General features: G+C 46.8%; 13 protein-coding genes. 9 read left to right on the top strand and 4 right to left on the bottom strand.

Annotated features, from left to right (window positions below; translation table 11 throughout):
• The first annotated feature begins 280 nt into the window (after positions 1-280).
• The 8 genes from EOO49_RS14440 (at position 281) to EOO49_RS14405 (ending at position 12959) form a co-directional block, all read left to right on the top strand.
• Positions 281-3382, top strand: coding sequence for a TonB-dependent receptor (locus tag EOO49_RS14440; protein WP_290846910.1), 3102 nt, complete (start codon positions 281-283; stop codon positions 3380-3382).
• A 12-nt stretch (positions 3383-3394) separates the two neighbouring features.
• Entirely contained in the window at positions 3395-4936 is a 1542-nt protein-coding gene (locus tag EOO49_RS14435) for a RagB/SusD family nutrient uptake outer membrane protein (RefSeq protein WP_290846908.1), read from the top strand.
• Between the two features lie 17 nt (positions 4937-4953).
• On the top strand, positions 4954-5829 hold the full coding sequence (locus EOO49_RS14430; protein ID WP_290846906.1) for a hypothetical protein: 876 nt from the start codon (positions 4954-4956) through the stop codon (positions 5827-5829).
• A 131-nt stretch (positions 5830-5960) separates the two neighbouring features.
• The gene (locus EOO49_RS14425; protein ID WP_290846904.1) at positions 5961-7382 is read left to right on the top strand and encodes a glycoside hydrolase family 30 protein; all 1422 of its coding nucleotides are present in this window, start codon (positions 5961-5963) and stop codon (positions 7380-7382) included.
• Positions 7383-7414: 32 nt separating this feature from the next.
• Positions 7415-10684 carry a carbohydrate-binding protein gene (locus tag EOO49_RS14420; protein WP_290846902.1) on the top strand — a complete coding sequence of 1090 codons (3270 nt, stop codon included), beginning with the start codon at positions 7415-7417 and terminating at the stop codon, positions 10682-10684.
• Positions 10681-11370: a hypothetical protein gene (locus tag EOO49_RS14415; RefSeq protein WP_290846901.1), complete on the top strand. Its 690-nt coding sequence runs from the start codon at positions 10681-10683 to the stop codon at positions 11368-11370. Before EOO49_RS14420 ends, EOO49_RS14415 begins: the two co-directional genes overlap by 4 nt.
• A gap of 209 nt (positions 11371-11579) precedes the next feature.
• The gene (locus tag EOO49_RS14410) at positions 11580-12041 is read left to right on the top strand and encodes a response regulator (protein ID WP_290846899.1); all 462 of its coding nucleotides are present in this window, start codon (positions 11580-11582) and stop codon (positions 12039-12041) included.
• A 57-nt stretch (positions 12042-12098) separates the two neighbouring features.
• The gene (locus EOO49_RS14405) at positions 12099-12959 is read left to right on the top strand and encodes a DUF808 domain-containing protein (RefSeq protein WP_290846897.1); all 861 of its coding nucleotides are present in this window, start codon (positions 12099-12101) and stop codon (positions 12957-12959) included.
• 9 nt (positions 12960-12968) lie between these two features.
• Here the strand turns inward: EOO49_RS14405 and EOO49_RS14400 are convergent, their stop codons facing one another.
• From EOO49_RS14400 to EOO49_RS14390, 3 genes are all read right to left on the bottom strand, one after another.
• Entirely contained in the window at positions 12969-13613 is a 645-nt protein-coding gene (locus EOO49_RS14400; protein ID WP_290846895.1) for a TetR/AcrR family transcriptional regulator, read from the bottom strand.
• 185 nt (positions 13614-13798) lie between these two features.
• Positions 13799-14362, bottom strand: coding sequence for a hypothetical protein (locus EOO49_RS14395; protein ID WP_290846893.1), 564 nt, complete (start codon positions 14360-14362; stop codon positions 13799-13801).
• Complete coding sequence (locus EOO49_RS14390) at positions 14319-15203, bottom strand: hypothetical protein (RefSeq protein WP_290846891.1); 885 nt, start codon at positions 15201-15203, stop codon at positions 14319-14321. The genes EOO49_RS14395 and EOO49_RS14390 overlap by 44 nt, the downstream gene beginning before the upstream one ends.
• A gap of 153 nt (positions 15204-15356) precedes the next feature.
• On the opposite strand from EOO49_RS14390, the gene EOO49_RS14385 reads away from it, so the two are divergent.
• Entirely contained in the window at positions 15357-16334 is a 978-nt protein-coding gene (locus EOO49_RS14385) for an SIMPL domain-containing protein (protein WP_290846889.1), read from the top strand.
• Here EOO49_RS14385 and EOO49_RS14380 read toward each other — a convergent pair whose 3' ends face one another.
• Positions 16335-17159 carry an endonuclease/exonuclease/phosphatase family protein gene (locus EOO49_RS14380; RefSeq protein WP_290846887.1) on the bottom strand — a complete coding sequence of 275 codons (825 nt, stop codon included), beginning with the start codon at positions 17157-17159 and terminating at the stop codon, positions 16335-16337.
• Between the last annotated feature and the right edge of the window lie 161 nt (positions 17160-17320).

Below are 17320 nucleotides of genomic sequence, written 5' to 3'. Positions count from 1 at the left end.
AACAGTATTTTGGTGATTTTTAACGGATTAATAACTACAACGTTGTATCTCATCGAGGTTTGATTTGTAAGGGTATTTTGTTAAAGTTAACATTTCTGTAACACGGTAAAAATAAAAATAATATTCTGAAAAACAATAACTTGTAAAAAAAATGATAAGGTTTTGTAGTGGTAGAAAATCTTTTTTGATGTGTTTTTGTAGGGATTCTTGTTGTTAAATTATAAAATTATTCTGTAATATTGTATCAAATCAATAATTAACTAACCAAAAAATCAGAAAAATGAAATTTAAAAAAGTACTATTTTTTTGTATTTCGGCTCTTCTGTTTTCCTTTATCGGACACGCTCAAAACATCGACGTGAAAGGTAAAGTTACTGACGAGACGGGTTTGCCGGTTCCGGGCACAACCGTTACTGTAAAAGGAACGCAAACGGCCACGATGACAGACATCGATGGTAATTATCAAATTTCCGCTCCTTCGAACGGAACATTGGTGTATTCTTTTATCGGATACACAACATTGGAGCTTGCCATAAACGGTCAGGCGATAGTGAATGCCAACATCAAGTCGGCTTCCGAAAACCTTGACGAAGTGGTCGTCGTAGGTTACGGTACGCAAAAGAAGAGTGTCGTTACTGGCGCAATTTCCAAGGTGAGGGCCCAAGATTTGGAAAACCAACCGGTTACGCGCGTGGAGCAATCGCTTCAAGGTCGTACATCAGGTGTGGTTGTCGCTGCGAATGCTGGTCAGCCAGGTTCTGCGGCTACAGTTCGTGTACGTGGTATCACTACACTTAATGACAATAACCCATTGTACGTTGTCGATGGAATTCTTGTCGATGCAAGTTCAGTGCAGTACATCAACCAATACGATATCGAGTCGATGGAAGTGCTGAAAGATGCATCTGCCTCGGTTTACGGTACTCGTGCAGCAGGTGGAGTTATCGTAATTACAACTAAAAAAGGTAAGTCTGGAAAATTGTCTGTGAACTATAATGGTTTTGCAGGTTTTCAGGAAGAGTCGCGTCGCGTCGGTGTTTTGAATGCTACGCAGTATGCAACTCTAAGAAATGAAGCTTATCTCAACGGAGGCGGTACACCATCCGGAATTCCGTTCGCGAATCCGCAATCTTACGGTAGAGGAACAGACTGGCAAGATCAGATTTTCCAGAACGCCATGAGAGAATCTCACGATTTGAGCATCAGCGGCGGAACTGACAAATCTACATTCTATGCCTCTTTCAGTTTGATCGATCAGGAAGGTATCGTTTTGCCGGGAATTTCTCGTTACCAGAGAAAAACGTTCCGTTTGAACTCTGAACACAAAGTCACGAAATACATCCGTTTCGGACAAACCGCTTCGTACACACACGAGAAAAACGTCGGTATCGGAAACACGAACAGTGAATTCGGTGGTCCGTTGGCATCTGCGATCAACTTGGATCCAATCACTCCGGTTCTGGAACCAAATCCAGATCCATCGAATCCGTTTTATTCGAATCCACGTGCAGTTCGCAACGATCAAGGAGTTCTTTACGGAATCTCTCCATATGTAGCAAACGAGATTTCCAACCCACTGGCTTACGAAAGAACGCGTTTGGGTAACTTCGGGTGGGCTGACAACTTCACAGGTAACGCCTACATCGAAATCGAGCCTATCACAGGTTTGAAATTCCGTACGACTGCTTCAGGAAAACAAGCCTATTATGGTAGCCAATCGTTTACTCCTGAGTACTACCTCACATCAATCTTGAGTGCGACTGAGAACAATTTTTCACGTGACAAGCGATCAAACTTCTATTGGAGCGTCGAGAATACTTTAAGCTATACAAAGAGCATCAAGGATCATAACTTCGCGGTCCTATTGGGTCAGGGATCTTATGTTTGGGAAGGTGAACAAGGTCAAGGAACGACTTTTTTCAATTTGCCGATCGACAGCTGGCAAGATGCATCATTCAACTTTCCGGTGCCAATCGAAGATCAAACGACATTCGCTTACACAAGTCCTGATGTAAAATTGACTTCATTGTTCGCTCGTTTGACTTATGATTTCAAAGAGAAATACTTGCTTAGCGCTTTGATACGTCGCGATGGTTCAAGTAAATTCGGAGAAAACAACAAATTCGGTAATTTCCCTTCGATCTCTATTGGATGGGTTCCAACCAAAGAAAGTTTTTGGCCAGAAAACAAATGGGTGACGCAATTGAAAATCCGTGGAAGTTATGGTGTTGCGGGTAACGACAGAACAGGTGATTTCGGTTACGCTTCTTTGGTCAACGGAGGTTATAACTACCAATTCGGCCCAGGTGGAGCGGTTACCATCGGAAACACTGTCGTGCGTCCGGCAAACCCTAACTTGAAATGGGAAGAAACCACAAACAGAAACATTGCTGCCGATATCACAGTCTTGGGCAACATTAACTTGACAGTTGACGTTTTCAACAAGAAAACTACGGGTATCTTGAGAGAATTGCCAATTCCTGGTTATGTAGGATTGAGCAGTCCTTTGGCAAACCTTGGTGAAGTAGAAAACAAAGGAGTTGAATTGGAAGTGGGTTACCGCAAGAGTTTCGGTGATTTCAAAGTCGGTTTCAACGGAAACATTTCCTGGATCAAAAACAGGATCAACTCGATCGCTCCAGACGTAGACTTCTACGATGTTGCGAACGTACAATCGTCAACTTACCAAATTTCACGTAACCAAGTGGGCGAGTCATTCGGAGCATTCTACGGATTCGTTACCGACGGTATTTTCCAAAATCAAGCCGAAATCGATTCTTACGTAGGTCCGGGTGGAACAGCAATCCAGCCAGGTGCGGTTCCGGGAGATTTCAGATGGAGAGATTTGAACAACGACGGACAGATCAACGGTGACGACCGCAAGGTTATCGGAAAACCGCTTCCAGACTACACTTATGGTGTTACTTTGAACCTGGAATACAAAAACTTCGATTTGAGTATCTTCGGACAAGGTGTGGCAGGAAACCAAATCTACAATGGTTTGCGTCGTCTTGACCTTACAAACGCCAACTGGCAGTCGAATGCCATGAACCGTTGGGTAGGTGAGGGAACGTCAAACTCATATCCAAGAGTTTCGACTACAGATAACAACAGAAACTTCAGTAACCCGTCTACATTCTATCTTGAAGATGGCGATTATTTCAGAATCAAGACTGTTCAGGTCGGTTACTCGATTTCTAAAGACATTATTTCAAAAGCAGGCCTCGATAGAGCAAGAATCTATGTAATGAGTGAGAATTTGTTCACGTTCACGAAGTACACAGGATTCGATCCGGAGATTGGAGGAAACGTGTTGGGTATCGACAGAGGATACTATCCACAGGCCCGTAGCTTCATGATGGGAGTTAATCTACAATTCTAAAAAATTACGACTATGAAAACAAAAATTATCAAGTTGACTATGGCGATGACGGCTGCGCTGTTCTTGTCCACTAGTTGTAGCGAGGATTTTGTCGAAGTGTCTCCTAAGGGAACTTTCTTCGAAGACAATTACTACAAGAACGAAGAGCAATGTTACCGTTCTCTCGTTTCTGTTTACGATGTATTGCGCAAGCAATCCAACGGTTTTGAGAATATGATTGCCATGATGAACGCCGGTTCAGATGATTTCTACGCTGGTGGCGGAGGAGCAACTGACGGAACAGGAATGCAGTCTTTCTCAAACTACACGATCGACGAAGCAACCATTCCCGGAAGTTTCTGGAACGACTATTATTCAGGTGTAACACGCGCCAACATCCTTTTGCTTAAAATGCCGGAAGCCGATTTCGGTAACAACGAAGCAACAAGAACGCGTTTCACGGCAGAAGCCAGAGCGTTGCGTGCTTACTACTTTTTCCAGTTGGTTACGCTTTTCAAGAACATTCCATTGATCACGACTCGTTTGGAGACTGCCGATCTTTTCGACGTACCTCAAAACTCTCCAGAGGAAGTTTACGCGTTCATCGAAACCGAAATGTTGGCAGCTCTTGCTGATCTTCCTGTCACGCTTCCTGCTCCAGCTTCGCCTGAGGTTATTTCTCCGGAAGCCGGGCGTTTGACGCAAGGTGCGGTGAAAGCACTTTTGGGAAGAGTGTATTTGTATCAGAAAAAATGGACACAAGCAGCCGGACAGTTCGCAGACGTTAACGGAACGCCGGGCGGTACAAGTATGTACGGCTACAAACTAGTCGACAATTATGCATCTTTGTGGTCTGTTACCAATAAATTCAATACAGAGTCGATTGTCGAGGTTTACCACACCAATAAGAGTAATTCAAGTTGGGATAACTGGGGAAGTTCTTCAGATGAAGGAAACAGTCTTAACCAAATGGTGGGGCCACGTGGCTACGGACGCCCGGCAGGTTCAACCGCTCCGGATTTCTGGTCAGGTTGGGCATTTAACCCGGTAACACCTTCATTGGTAGCTGCCATGGGCACAGATCCGCGTGCTGCTTCTACAATCCTAAGCATGCCGGCTCTTGGAGCTCAGGCTACTTATGCTCCGGCTTACATGGATACAGGTTATTTCCTGCGCAAGTTCATGCCACTCAACTCTCAGAGAACAGACGGTGGAGGAACAGCAGAACTCAACTTCCAGCAAGACACTTACATCGTTCGTTTGGCCGATACGTACCTTATGGAAGCCGAAGCGTTGGTTAACGGAGGCGGAGACGCATCACGTGCACAAGCGTTGTTGGATGCAGTTCGCGGCCGCGTAGGTTTGCCTTCGATTGCAGCTACAGAACAAAACATCTTCAACGAGCGTCGTTTGGAACTTGCCGGAGAAGGATGGCGTTGGTTTGACCTTGTTCGTACAGGAAGAGCAGCTACTGTGCTTTCTGACCGCGGATTCCAAGCAAACAAGAACGAAGTCTTGCCAATCCCGCTTCGCGAACGTCAAAACACTTTGATCGAGCAGAACGACGGTTACTAATCAAAAAAAATCTAGACATGAAAATAAAAGTTTTAGCATATGCCGCTCTATCCGCGCTTGCGGTGAGCTTTTCGGCTTGTACGCCAAATGATGATGCCGGTGGTAACGGCGTCGTTTCTCCGGAGCTGGATGCTTCGTTTACCATCGCACCGATCAACGGAAACCCGAACCGCTTTTTGCTTCAGGCTACTGGCGACAACGCCAATACGATTGGGCACTACTGGAACACGGGTTCAGGAAATGGAGGTACGGGATTGAAAACTTCCAAAGAGATTTTCCTTCCGGATGCAGGAACATACACCATCTCGCACACGAAAGTAGGTATCGGTGGAGCGCAGTTTACAACCTCTCAAGAACTTGTTGTACTTACTTCAGATCCGGTAGCAGGAAACCTTATCAGAGGCGGAAAATTCGAAACGCCCGAAGATATTGCCGAGTGGCAGTTGTTTCCGCAAACCATAGCAGGTTCTGCCTGGACATTCGCCAACGGTGAAGCGACCATGACAGGAAGCATCAACTGGAACCACCAACACTTGTATCAAGCGGTACAGGTTGAGGCAGGAAAGACCTACAAATTCGATATGAAAGTAAAAGGTCTTGGAAATACCATGGAAACCTATATGGAATGGTACGCGGGTTACAATCCACCAACGGGTAACGACTACAACGAAGGCGGACAAATCCTCGCACTCAACACTTGGGCAGGATGCGCCATAGGACCTTTCGAAGGACTGCTTTCGGAAGTTGGTTGCGGAGGCGATACCTCACTTGGGAAAAAAGTATTCCCTACAAGCGGAACAGTATATGTCGTTTTGCGTTCAGCGAGCGGACAGGCGTCAAACACGCCATTCTCCATTACGATCGACAACGTAGAAATGCGTCGCATCGATTAAGATTTTGTTTGGGTTAGTTTTAAGATAGCCTGTATTCATTGCGATTACAGGCTATTTTTTAAATCCATCATCCGAGCTTTCATCGGATATTTCCCTGGCGTTTCTGCGCTGGGCAATCAAATTTACCACAAATGAAGAAACCAATTTTTATGCTGATGCTGTCGGCACTGCCTTTCATTGCCTTTTCCCAACTCGACGGAAAGAAGGCCACGGTATACACGACGGCAGAAAAAACAAGTATGCGCCTGGCAAAATCGGGCGAGGTCACTTTTGTCGTTTCCAAACAACCTTTGGAGACCGAAATCAGCGTTTTCGTGAATCCGTCCAAAACCTTCCAGTCACTTTTGGGAATAGGAGGCGCGATCACTGACGCAAGTGCCGAGATTTTCGCCACACTTTCCCCGGCGAAACAAAAAGAATTCGTCGATGCCTATTACAGTATCGACAAGGGAATCGGATATTCGCTCATCAGAACCAATATTCACAGTTGCGATTTCTCCAGCGGAAGCTACACTTACATCAAAGAAGGCGACAAGGAACTCAAGACGTTCTCGATCGACCACGACAAGAAATTCCGTTTGCCGCTCATCAAGAAAGCGTTGGCAACTGCCGGAAACGTGCCTTTATACGTGAGTCCGTGGAGTCCGCCGGCGTTTATGAAAGACAGCAAGAACATGTTGAAAGGCGGCAAATTGCTTCCGGAATACATGCAACCTTGGGCGAATTACTACGTGAAATACATCCAGGCCTTGGAAAAAGAAGGCATTCCGGTTTGGGGATTATCTGTCCAGAACGAGCCGATGGCGACCCAAACTTGGGAATCCTGTGTTTTCACTGCCGAAGAAGAACGCGATTTCCTCAAAAATTTCCTGGGTCCGACGGTCAAGAAGGCTTTCGCCGACAAAAAAATCATCGTCTGGGATCACAACCGCGACTTGATGGTGCAAAGAGCCAACACGATTTTCGGCGATCCGGAAGCATCAAAGTATGCATGGGGAATGGGTTTTCACTGGTATGAAACCTGGACAGGTTTTGCTCCAATGTACGACAACGTCCAAAAAGTGGCCGAAGCCTATCCGGACAAAAACCTCATTTTCACCGAAGGCTGCGTAGAGAAATTCGACGCGTCAAAATACCAATTCTGGCCAAACGGCGAGCGTTACGGCGCACAAATGATCCACGATTTCAACGCAGGAACGGTCGGGTGGACAGACTGGAATATTTTGTTGGACGAAAAAGGCGGACCAAACCACGTAGGAAACTTCTGCTTCGCGCCAATCCACGTCGACACCAAAAAAGGCGAAATCATTTACACGCCGTCGTACTATTACATCGGACACTTTTCGAAATTCGTGCGTCCAAACGCCAAACGAGTTTCCACAGCAGTTAGCCGAAGCGCGCTTTTGTCAACTACTTTCGTGAATACCGACGGAAAAATGGCAACCATAGTAATGAACCAAACCGATGTTAACGTGACCTACAATCTCATCATCGGCAACTCAAAAACCGTAGTTGAGATTCCGGCGCACGGCATCCAGACTTTGGTGTATTGAATCCCATCTGAAAAATCAATAAAACAACGACAATGAAAAAAATCTTCAATTTGGCTTTGCTGCTGCTTTCGGTCGCGTCCTTTGGGCAATTCGTCCACAGAAACGGCCAGCAAGTCATCGACCACAACGGTCAGCCCATCATTTTCCGTGGCCTTGGCCTTGGCGGATGGATGGTTCAGGAAGGCTACATGCTCCAAACCGATGCATTTGCCGGTCCGCAACACAAGATCCGCGAGAAAATCAACCAGCTCGTCGGGCCTGCAAACACCGAAACGTTCTACCAGGCGTATCGCGACAACGGAATCACCAAACGCGACATAGATTCGCTAAAAGCTTGGGGATTCAATTCGATCCGACTTCCGATGCACTACAATCTGTATACGCTTCCGATCGAACAGGAAGTTGGCGGCGCAAACACTTGGCTGGACGAAGGTTTCGAAAGAACCGATGCACTTCTCGACTGGTGCGCCCAAAACCAGATGTACCTGATTCTGGACATGCACGCCACGCCGGGCGGACAAGGTAAGGACGCCAATATTTCCGATTACGACGCCACAAAACCGTCGCTTTGGGAAAGTGAAGCCAACAAGACCAAGCTCATCGCACTTTGGAGAAAACTCGCCGACCGCTACAAAAACAGTCCGTGGATTGGCGGTTACGATTTGATAAACGAACCAAACTGGGCCTTTACGGGCACGAACCAAAACGGTTGCGACGAGAACTCGAATGCGCCCTTGCGTCAGCTTTACATGCAAATCACCACCGCGATCCGCGAGGTCGATACCAACCACATGATCATCATCGAAGGCAACTGTTGGGGCAACAACTACAACGGCATGCTCTCGGCGACAAACCAGCCTTGGGATACGAACATGGCATTGAGTTTCCACAAATACTGGAATTATAACACGCAAGGCTCGATCCAGGGCATTTTGAATCTTCGCTCGACTTACAACTTGCCGGTTTGGCTCGGGGAATCGGGTGAAAATTCGAATGTTTGGTTCAAGGACGCGATTTCTTTGGTGGAAGCCAATGGAATCGGATGGGCGTGGTGGCCGATGAAAAAAATCGACGCGATTGCAGGTCCGGCATCGGTAACCAAAACCGCAGATTACCAAACCCTGCTCAATTACTGGCAAAACGGCGGAACGGCTCCAAGCCAGACTTTCGCGTTCAACGCATTGATGCAGATGGCCGAAAACTACAAATTGGAGAATGTAAAAATCCAGTATGACGTCATCGATGCGATGTTCCGACAGGTTCAGAGCGCCGAGACGAAAAAATACAAAAACCATCCGCTTCCCGGAAAAGTCTTTGCGACGGAATTCGACATGGGACACAACGGCGTAGCCTATTACGACAAAGTGGTCGCAAATTACCGAACCGATACCGGAACGTTCGAGAACTGGAACAACGGTTGGGCGATGCGAAATGACGGAGTCGACATCCAAGGTTGTTCCGATGCGGTAAACAACGGCTTCCAGATCGGATGGACAGAAGACAGCGAGTTCATGGTTTATTCCCTGACCGCGCCTTCGGTGATGGCTTACGATATCGACATCCGCTACAGCGGAAGCGGGAAAATCCACTTCGAGGACGCTGACGGACATATTTCAGAAAGCATCAATCTTCCGGCAACGGCGAATTTCAACACCTTCCAGACCGTATCGGTAACCGATGTGATCCTGAACGCCGGCGTCAACAAAGTCAAGATTTTCATCGAGACTGGCGGTTTCAACTTCAACTGGTTCGAACTCAAGAATCCTCACGCCACGACAGCTGCGGCTTTCAAAGTCGTCGATGCATCAACTTCTATTTTGGGCAACAAAGTGAACGTCGTTTTCAACAAACAACTGCAAACCGGAATCAACTTTTCGGCCAGTAATTTCACGCTTAAAGTTGCCGGAGCGACAGTCGCCACGACCGTTGCCTATTCTACGACAGATAACAGCCAGTTGGTTTTTACACCGGCGACGGCGATCAATCCGGGGCAAATCGTGACCTTGACCTATGCTGGAACGAACGTCCTTGCATTCGATGCGACTGCTTTGCCGGCATTTACGGACAAACCGGTTACAAACCGCGTCGGAAATATCCTCGGTATTTCGGGAACGGTCCAAGCCGAACAATACATCGCGACCGTCGGAACCCAAACGGAGAACACTTCGGATGTCGGCGGCGGACAAAACGTTGGCTATCTCGACCCAAACGACACACTCGACTATCTGGTGAACGTCGGGCAAACCGGAAATTACAGAATCGACTATCGGTCGGCAGGCGAGAGCCAGACCGCAACGGTGAAACTGCAACTCATCTCGGAAACGACACAAGACATCCAAACGGTAAACCTCGCGCCTACGGGCGGTTGGCAAACCTGGCAAACGACGATCTCGAATGCCACGCTTCCGGCGGGACGTTACCTGATGCGCGTTACGGTAATCAACGGCGGTTTCAACCTGAACTGGATAAAGTTCACGTTCCAGGCACCGGACGATGACAACGACGGCATCCCAAACGACATCGATCAATGCGCAAACACGCCGGCAGGCGACGTAGTTGATTTTAACGGATGTACGATTTTCAGCCTTGCCGCAAACAATTTCTCGGTGATGACGAGTTCCGAAACCTGCAGAAGTTCCAACAACGGAAGCGTGTCGATTACGGCGCAAGCCAATCTGAACTACGTCGCGACCTTGACAGGAACTGGCGTAAACCAGACAAACAACTTCACGACGACCTCGAATTTTGCCAATCTTTCAGCCGGAAGCTATCAGCTTTGCGTGACGATCCCGACTGCTCCAAACTTTCAGCAGTGCTACAATCTCGTGATTTCAGAGCCTCAGGATCTGAGCGTGCTCTCGAGAGTTTCAAACGACGATTACAAGGTAAAAATCGATCTTGACGGAAGCGCGACTTACCGCATCCAGCTCAACGGCGTCCAATATCTGACAGACCAAAACTCGATCACACTCGATCTTGTCGCCGGAAAAAATGACCTCGTCGTGAAAACCGAAGCCGAATGCCAAGGCACGTATCGCGAAACTATCGTGATGGATGACAACATCGTGATCTATCCGAATCCGGTAAGACAAGAATTGGTTTACGTGGCATTGCCGATGGTAAAAGGCGGAAAAGTTTCTTTGGAAGTATTTTCGCTTTTGGGAAAAAAAGTGATTTCTCAGGAATTCAGCACAGAAGAAAGAACGGTCGCTTTCGACGCGACGCGACTGGCTTCGGGCACCTATTCGCTAAAAGTCATCTCTGAAACAGGAACTTACAACACTAAATTCATCAAACTATGAAAGGGCCAAAAATTTTATTCGGACTTCTTGCCGCGATTGCCGTTTCATGTGGCGATAGCGGTGGCGACGGAAATGGCGGTGGCGGAAACGCGGCTGCATCAGTGCTGATCGCGCCAATCAACAATTCGGAATGTACTACCGGAACACCGGTTTCGTCGGCTCAGACCGCGGTCACTTTCGAGTGGAATCCGGCACAAAATGCAACCGGATATTTCCTTTACGTAAAGAACCTGCTTACCGGCACGTCGTCCCAATACAACGCCGGCGAAGCTTTGACCTACAACGTCACCTTGCTCAAAGCAACACCGTATTCCTGGTATGTCAGCGCAAGAGGCGATGGGCAAAACTCGACACCGAGCCAAACCTGGAAATTCTACAATGCCGGAGACGCGGTCTCGAATTATGCTCCATTTCCTGCAGAATTGGTCGCTCCGGCGATGAGTTCCACCACCTTTGGTTCGCCTGTGGTTTTGCAATGGACAGGATCTGACGTAGAAAACGACATCGTCGACTACAAAATCTACTTCGGGACAACCGCAAATCCCACAACTTTGCTCACGACAGTTACCCAAACGCAAGCAAACGCCACGGTAACTTCGGGAACAACTTACTACTGGAAAATCGTCACGACAGACGCGCAGGGAAACAGTTCGACTTCCCAAACCTTCCAGTTCAAGGCACAATAATTCGTTTCAGTTAGTTTTATCAAGGACTCCCGATTTTATGGTCGGGAGTTTTTTTGTGGTCTGCGTCGACGTCCGCTCTACTTTGCAGCAAATTGCTAGCTGACCGACCCCAATCGTGCACTGAATCCGTTTTATACGATTGCACTATTTTGGTTTCGGATTTTGAAAATTTTGAAGAGCATCGTAAATTGTCGGGAAAATTCGCAACAATGATATTTTACGCTGACGACGACCAGGACGACTTGGAGATTTTCCGCGAGCTTTCCGAAGAACTTGAAGTGGAACTCGCTACATTCACCGACGGAATTTCGCTGATCGAAAGACTGAAAAATCCGCCTCCTCAACCAAGTCTCATTTTTCTCGACATCAACATGCCGGGTTACAACGGGTTGCAGATTCTCGAAATGATTCGGGCAAACGGCGACTGGGAAAAAGTTCCGGTCATCATGTTCACCACTTCGGTGGGCGAGGAAGTCATCAAACGCAGCCTTTTCCTGGGCGCGACCTATTACTTGCCCAAAAATCCCGATTACGAAGGATTGAAAAAGTCCATCCAATATGTGATAGGCCACGAGTGGAAAGATTTTCTTCCGGAGGAAAAAACGTTCGTCTACCAGAATTCGTCGATGTTCGATTTGCCGCCCGATTTCCAAAGCGACAAACAGTCGTAAATTTTACACCGATAAATCCTGCATAAACCGTAGTTTTGCACGCTCAACAACAAAAATATGGCATCAGGTTTTTTCGCAATTTTAGATGATATAGCCGCATTGATGGACGATGTGGCCATAACCGCAAAAGTGGCGACGCGCAAGACAGCGGGAATTTTGGGAGACGATTTGGCGGTCAATGCCGAAAAAGCCACAGGATTTCTTTCCTCCCGCGAACTTCCAGTACTTTGGGCGATCACAAAAGGTTCGTTCCTCAACAAACTGATAATCGTTCCCATAGCGCTTTTGCTGAACGTCTTTTTCCCGGTTGCCATCAAGGTGATTCTCGTCCTTGGCGGATTGTTTCTCGCATACGAAGGCGCCGAGAAAATCGTCGAGTTCCTTTTCCACAGAAAAAAAGCGGGTCACGAAGTCGTCGCCGAATCCCAGGACGATCGCGATGCCGAGAAAACCAAGGTCAAATCGGCGGTCACGACAGATTTTATCCTTTCGGTAGAAATCGTGATAATCGCTTTGGGAAGTGTGCTCGACAAAAGCCTGACAATCCAGATCATGACGGTTTCCATCGTCGCAATCCTTGCCACAGTTGGCGTTTACGGAATCGTGGCGCTGATCGTGAGAATGGACGACGCGGGTTTCAACCTGATCAAACGCGCTTCCGGCAAAGGATTTTTGTTCGGACTCGGAAATGTATTGGTAAAATCACTTCCGATAATCATCAAATTTTTGGCCGTGGTCGGAACAATCGCACTGTTGATGGTTTCGGGAGGAATATTCGTACACAACCTCGATTTCCTGCACCACTTTTTGCCGAATGTGCCATCGATTCTCAAAGAATTCGGAATCGGTTTGGTGGTTGGCGTTGTCGTTGTCGGAGTCGTGAGTTTGGTGAAACTGGTGTTCAGGAAGAGAAAATAGGTTCGGAGTTTATTTGTTTTCGCTGCGATTTGAGTCGTACAAAAAGTCGACAACTTTCGACATTGCGTCCTTGATTTGCGATTTCCCTTCGTCAGTCGTGATGTCGATTCCGCAGAACGTATTTCCGTTTACGCCCGCGTACAGGCTCAAGTAGTATCCGCCAGAAATAAGCAGCGCGATCGTGGCGCGATAAGTTTGGGCGTCTTTTCCAAAGAAAGGATCGGTAATGTTCGAAAGCAGCATTTCTCCGTTGATTTCGCGCTCATCGGCAATTTTGGTCAACGGTTCGCGTACTTCGGACAATCCCCAAAGCAGCAATTTCTTGAAACTTTCGTTCTCGTTCAGATAATCGAATTGCAGCGACAGCATTCGCTTGGAAAATTCGCGTCCGCCGTCAGTGAAATCGGGTGTGTGCGCTTCTTTTTTGACGTTGCTCCAAAAGTCCAGCGACTTGATGTACTCGTCCACGAGTTCGTCTTTTCCGCCAAAATAACGGTAAATCAATTTCTTGTCTAGCCCGGCTTCTTGGGCGATGTCGTTGACCTTCAACGCTGAAAATCCCTTTTCCTTGAAGAGTTTGTCAACCGCATCGAGAAATTTCTGTTTGCTTAGCTCTTTGCTTTTCGCTGTGTTTTTCGGCAGTTGATTTTCCATCGCATGTTAAAGTTTTCAGCCGTCTACAAAAATACGGCGATTTGTGTCACTATTCGGTGACTTTCGATATATTTGCAATCATCAATCAAAAAACGAGATTGGTTGGAAATGCATTTTTGGACGGAAAACGGTTTATCTAAGCCGTTTTCTCGTTTTTGGGAATTCCGGATTTCGTTGGCGAACGATCATTTCATCTCTCCCAAAACTTGTCGCCAAACCGTTTTCGATTTTGCGCCAAACGCTTTCTGAGATTGCGAAAGCCAAATCGTTTGGTTCACATGCACGACCGATTTTTTACCGTTTTGCGTGACTTCAACCAAATAGTTGACCGACCAGGAATTTTCCGAAACCTCGGTAAAGTTGATTTGGTCGCTTATTTTGAAGCCGATTTTTTGTGCCGATACGATTTTGAGCAATTGTTCAAGATTATTGTTTTTCGAGATTCCCGAAAAGTCGATCACAGACACATTTTTCGACTGGAACAAGTCCTCGATATTTTTTATGATCTCGACTTTGAGTTCGCTGCCCGTATTTTCGTCCGAAAGCAAATTCAGGTAGGCGTAAAAATCGGCCACTTTTTCCATGGAATGATTTTGCCAGGCCGATAGTGCAGCCATCGAAAAATTGCCTTTTAGCGATGTATTTCTCGCTTCGGAACTTTGGCAAAAAGCGTTTCCGAAAGCCAAAAACGCCACGGCCAAAAAGCTAATTCTGGCTAATCCGGATAAAACTGATCTTGTCGTTTTCATCGTTCCTGATTTCGGTTATTTTCATTTTTTTGAGCGAAGGCGTCGGTATGACAAGCTTTTGTGAGAATTCCTGTTTGTTGAGCGATTCAATTCCGAGGTCGTTTTCGAGCGCGACCAAAACCTCGAGATCGTCTGACAGAATCGCGTCGAGCTGGCGTTTTCTCGTTTGCCAATCTTTTATGTCGGCCAACAAAAAGGCTTTGATCATGAGCGCTTTGTCGTTGGGTTGCAACAATATTTCCGCTTTCTCCGATTTGGCTTTGACCGTGAGTTGTCGGCGTTTGTAAAACGGGCTTTCGACGACGATTTTGGTGTCTGTTTTCGCTACCGATATCTTGTTGTCCTTGATCTCGATTGGTGTTTTGGAACTGTCGCTAGCCTCGTAGACCTTGATTTCTTCCGACTTGATCGGCTTTCGCGTGAATTCGTCCTTTATCTCGATTGTCGCGGGCGCATCGGTTCTGGATCGGAAAACACAAAAAATCCCAACCAATACGAGCAAAATCCCAATCGGAACAAGCCATTTCGCTTTCGATTTTACTTTCTTCGGATGCGCCACTTCGGTAAAAACGAATTCATCCCAACCCGAAAATCCGGCGAATTTCGCTATGATGTCGAGCATGTCCTTTCGCGGAAGCTTCTCGTTGACTTCGGGTTTCAGATGCGTATAAATCCACTTTTCGCTTACGTTTTCGCGTACATTTTCCTCCAGAAGCACAATCAGATTTTGGATGTCCTGAGCGCCAAACGTCTTCCAGCTTCCCTGAAAATACGGGAAATGCCTGCCGTATTCCAAAAGCACGAGCTGTTTTAGCCGCTGAAAATGTTCGAGTTCGCTCATTGGTTTTCCAAAGGTAGATTTTGTGTAAAATGCCTCGCTGTAAATGTACTGTAAACCGCGCGAAAAAGATTGCAGTGAATCGAAAGTCCTTTTGCCACGGGCTTTTCTGGTACATCAACTAATCTTGCCGAACAAATCACAAATTAGATGAAAATGAAAAACAAGATCGCTTTCGCCCTACTTTTTACGTCGGTTTTTTGCTTGGCGCAACATTCCGGAAATGAAGTTTACCGAACCAACCGCAACAAATCGGACAATTATTTTTCACAAAATGACATTGCCCAGAGCAAGTCGTCGGCCAACATCAGTCAATCGGTTTACAAAATCAACATCCTGAACAATGTCGTGGCCGATTCCTATCGCGTGACTTTCGGACTGAATCAGGAAGGTTTGACGCCAAAGGAATGCAACGCAAAAATCAACGTGAGAATTCTTGAGTTCAAAAAGGCGCTCGCGAAATTGGGTGTCAGGGAAACCGAGATTTTCGTCGATTTTATTTCGCAGACGAAAATTTACGATTACGACTCGAAGGTTTCAGGTTCTGTCGTTTCGGCGACGCAGAAAGCCGTCGGATTCGAGATGAAGAAAAACGTGATATTGAAGTTTGCCGATCTGTCGCTGTTCGACGCTTTGGTGAGCGCGGCTTCGGAATTCGAGATCCACAATGTGGTGAAAATCGACTACACCAAATCGGATACCCAAAAGATTTACGACGAAATGTTCGCCGAAGCCAAGAAATTGCTCGAGCAAAGAAAGAAGTTGGACGAGAAACTCAGCGATCCCGAAACGCAGAAAAATCCGCAGGTTTCGGTGCGATTTTACGCTGTGCAACCCGGCGATCAATACCAAACGTACAAGGCTTTTGAAAGTACCGATGTGCAATATGAAGCTGAATATTACCGACAGGACAAAAGCCTGTTGCGGAAAGAACAGCGCAAAAGCAGCACGTTCTATTTCGACGGACAAAAACCTGATTTTTTCGACAAGACGCTGAATGCCGATACGCCGGTCGTCGGTTTGCAATATGTGATGCAATTCGAGATCGTTTATGCGAGAAAAGTTCCCGAAATCAAAAACGAATATCAGATCATCACGCCAAACGGCGAGGTTCGCAAGGTGAAACTGGACTGATTACACCGCTTCTTTTTTCTCTTCGGCGATCTTGATGTCTTCGGCGTCCGGCTGCATTTCCTCGTGCTCGAGTTTTGCCGCGGGTTCGTGTTGCAGACTGATGAAAATAGGGAAGTGGTCCGAATCGAAGTTTTGGAGTCGGCGCATGTTCTTGAGTTTCATGTCGGTCGAAGTGAAAGCGTGATCAAGCGGAAAACGCAAAAACGGATAGTGCGCATGAAACGAGTTGAAGAAGCCGCGACCGCGTCTCGGGTCGAGCAAGCCGCTCATTTTGAGAAACAATTCGGTGGTATAACTCCAGGCCACGTCGTTGAGATCGCCAATTACGATTACGGGAAGTTTTGTCGCTTTGGCCATGTCGGCAACCAACAGCAACTCCTTGTCGCGTTCGGTCGATCTTGGATTTTCCTGAGGAACAGGTGGCGTCGGATGCACCGCGAACAGTTTTATGGCTTGTCCGTTTTTGAGAATCACCTCGGCCTGAATCGACGGAATGTCGTTTTCCACTAGATAGTTAACCGAGGCGTTTTTGAGTTCCAACTTCGAATACAGCAACATACCGTAAGTGTTTTCCAACGGAACTTTTACTTCGTAGGCGAATTTTTTTGAAAGTTCAGAGGTGTTTTTGTCCCAAAGATTGTCGGTTTCCAAAAGCAAGACCACGTCTGGATTGGCGCGTTCTATCTCGCTGAGACAACCTTTGTAATTTCGGTTTTCCTGATAGACATTGGCTACCATAAGGCTGATGCTTTGGTCTGGAAACGATTTCGACACGCCGTTGACTTGTACTTTGGCGAAGCGCGTAAACGGGAAGATTTGGCGCAATAGGTATAGCGCGTTTAGGATCATTGCAGCTAATAACGTTGGATAAATCCAGTTTTTGGCTTCGTAAAATATTGTTAGCAGGCCTATGCAGAGAAGTGTCGCGGTGAATTTTTGTAGTCTTGGGTAATCGAAGACTCTGAAAACCCAGTATTCGTTTTTTA

The organism is Flavobacterium sp. (genome assembly GCF_004295795.1).
Lineage (GTDB): Bacteria > Bacteroidota > Bacteroidia > Flavobacteriales > Flavobacteriaceae > Flavobacterium.
Note: the sequence above shows the minus strand (reverse complement) of the source record. Positions and strands in the feature narration are given on the sequence as shown.

What these genes read in the sequence shown, in the direction of transcription:
- EOO49_RS14440 (WP_290846910.1), top strand. Translation starts at nt 281, where the DNA reads ATGAAATTTAAAAAAGTACTATTTTTTTGTATTTCGGCTCTTCTGTTT.
- EOO49_RS14435 (WP_290846908.1), top strand. Translation starts at nt 3,395, where the DNA reads ATGAAAACAAAAATTATCAAGTTGACTATGGCGATGACGGCTGCGCTG.
- EOO49_RS14430 (WP_290846906.1), top strand. Translation starts at nt 4,954, where the DNA reads ATGAAAATAAAAGTTTTAGCATATGCCGCTCTATCCGCGCTTGCGGTG.
- EOO49_RS14425 (WP_290846904.1), top strand. Translation starts at nt 5,961, where the DNA reads ATGAAGAAACCAATTTTTATGCTGATGCTGTCGGCACTGCCTTTCATT.
- EOO49_RS14420 (WP_290846902.1), top strand. Translation starts at nt 7,415, where the DNA reads ATGAAAAAAATCTTCAATTTGGCTTTGCTGCTGCTTTCGGTCGCGTCC.
- EOO49_RS14415 (WP_290846901.1), top strand. Translation starts at nt 10,681, where the DNA reads ATGAAAGGGCCAAAAATTTTATTCGGACTTCTTGCCGCGATTGCCGTT.
- EOO49_RS14410 (WP_290846899.1), top strand. Translation starts at nt 11,580, where the DNA reads ATGATATTTTACGCTGACGACGACCAGGACGACTTGGAGATTTTCCGC.
- EOO49_RS14405 (WP_290846897.1), top strand. Translation starts at nt 12,099, where the DNA reads ATGGCATCAGGTTTTTTCGCAATTTTAGATGATATAGCCGCATTGATG.
- EOO49_RS14400 (WP_290846895.1), bottom strand. Translation starts at nt 13,613, where the DNA reads ATGGAAAATCAACTGCCGAAAAACACAGCGAAAAGCAAAGAGCTAAGC.
- EOO49_RS14395 (WP_290846893.1), bottom strand. Translation starts at nt 14,362, where the DNA reads ATGAAAACGACAAGATCAGTTTTATCCGGATTAGCCAGAATTAGCTTT.
- EOO49_RS14390 (WP_290846891.1), bottom strand. Translation starts at nt 15,203, where the DNA reads ATGAGCGAACTCGAACATTTTCAGCGGCTAAAACAGCTCGTGCTTTTG.
- EOO49_RS14385 (WP_290846889.1), top strand. Translation starts at nt 15,357, where the DNA reads ATGAAAAACAAGATCGCTTTCGCCCTACTTTTTACGTCGGTTTTTTGC.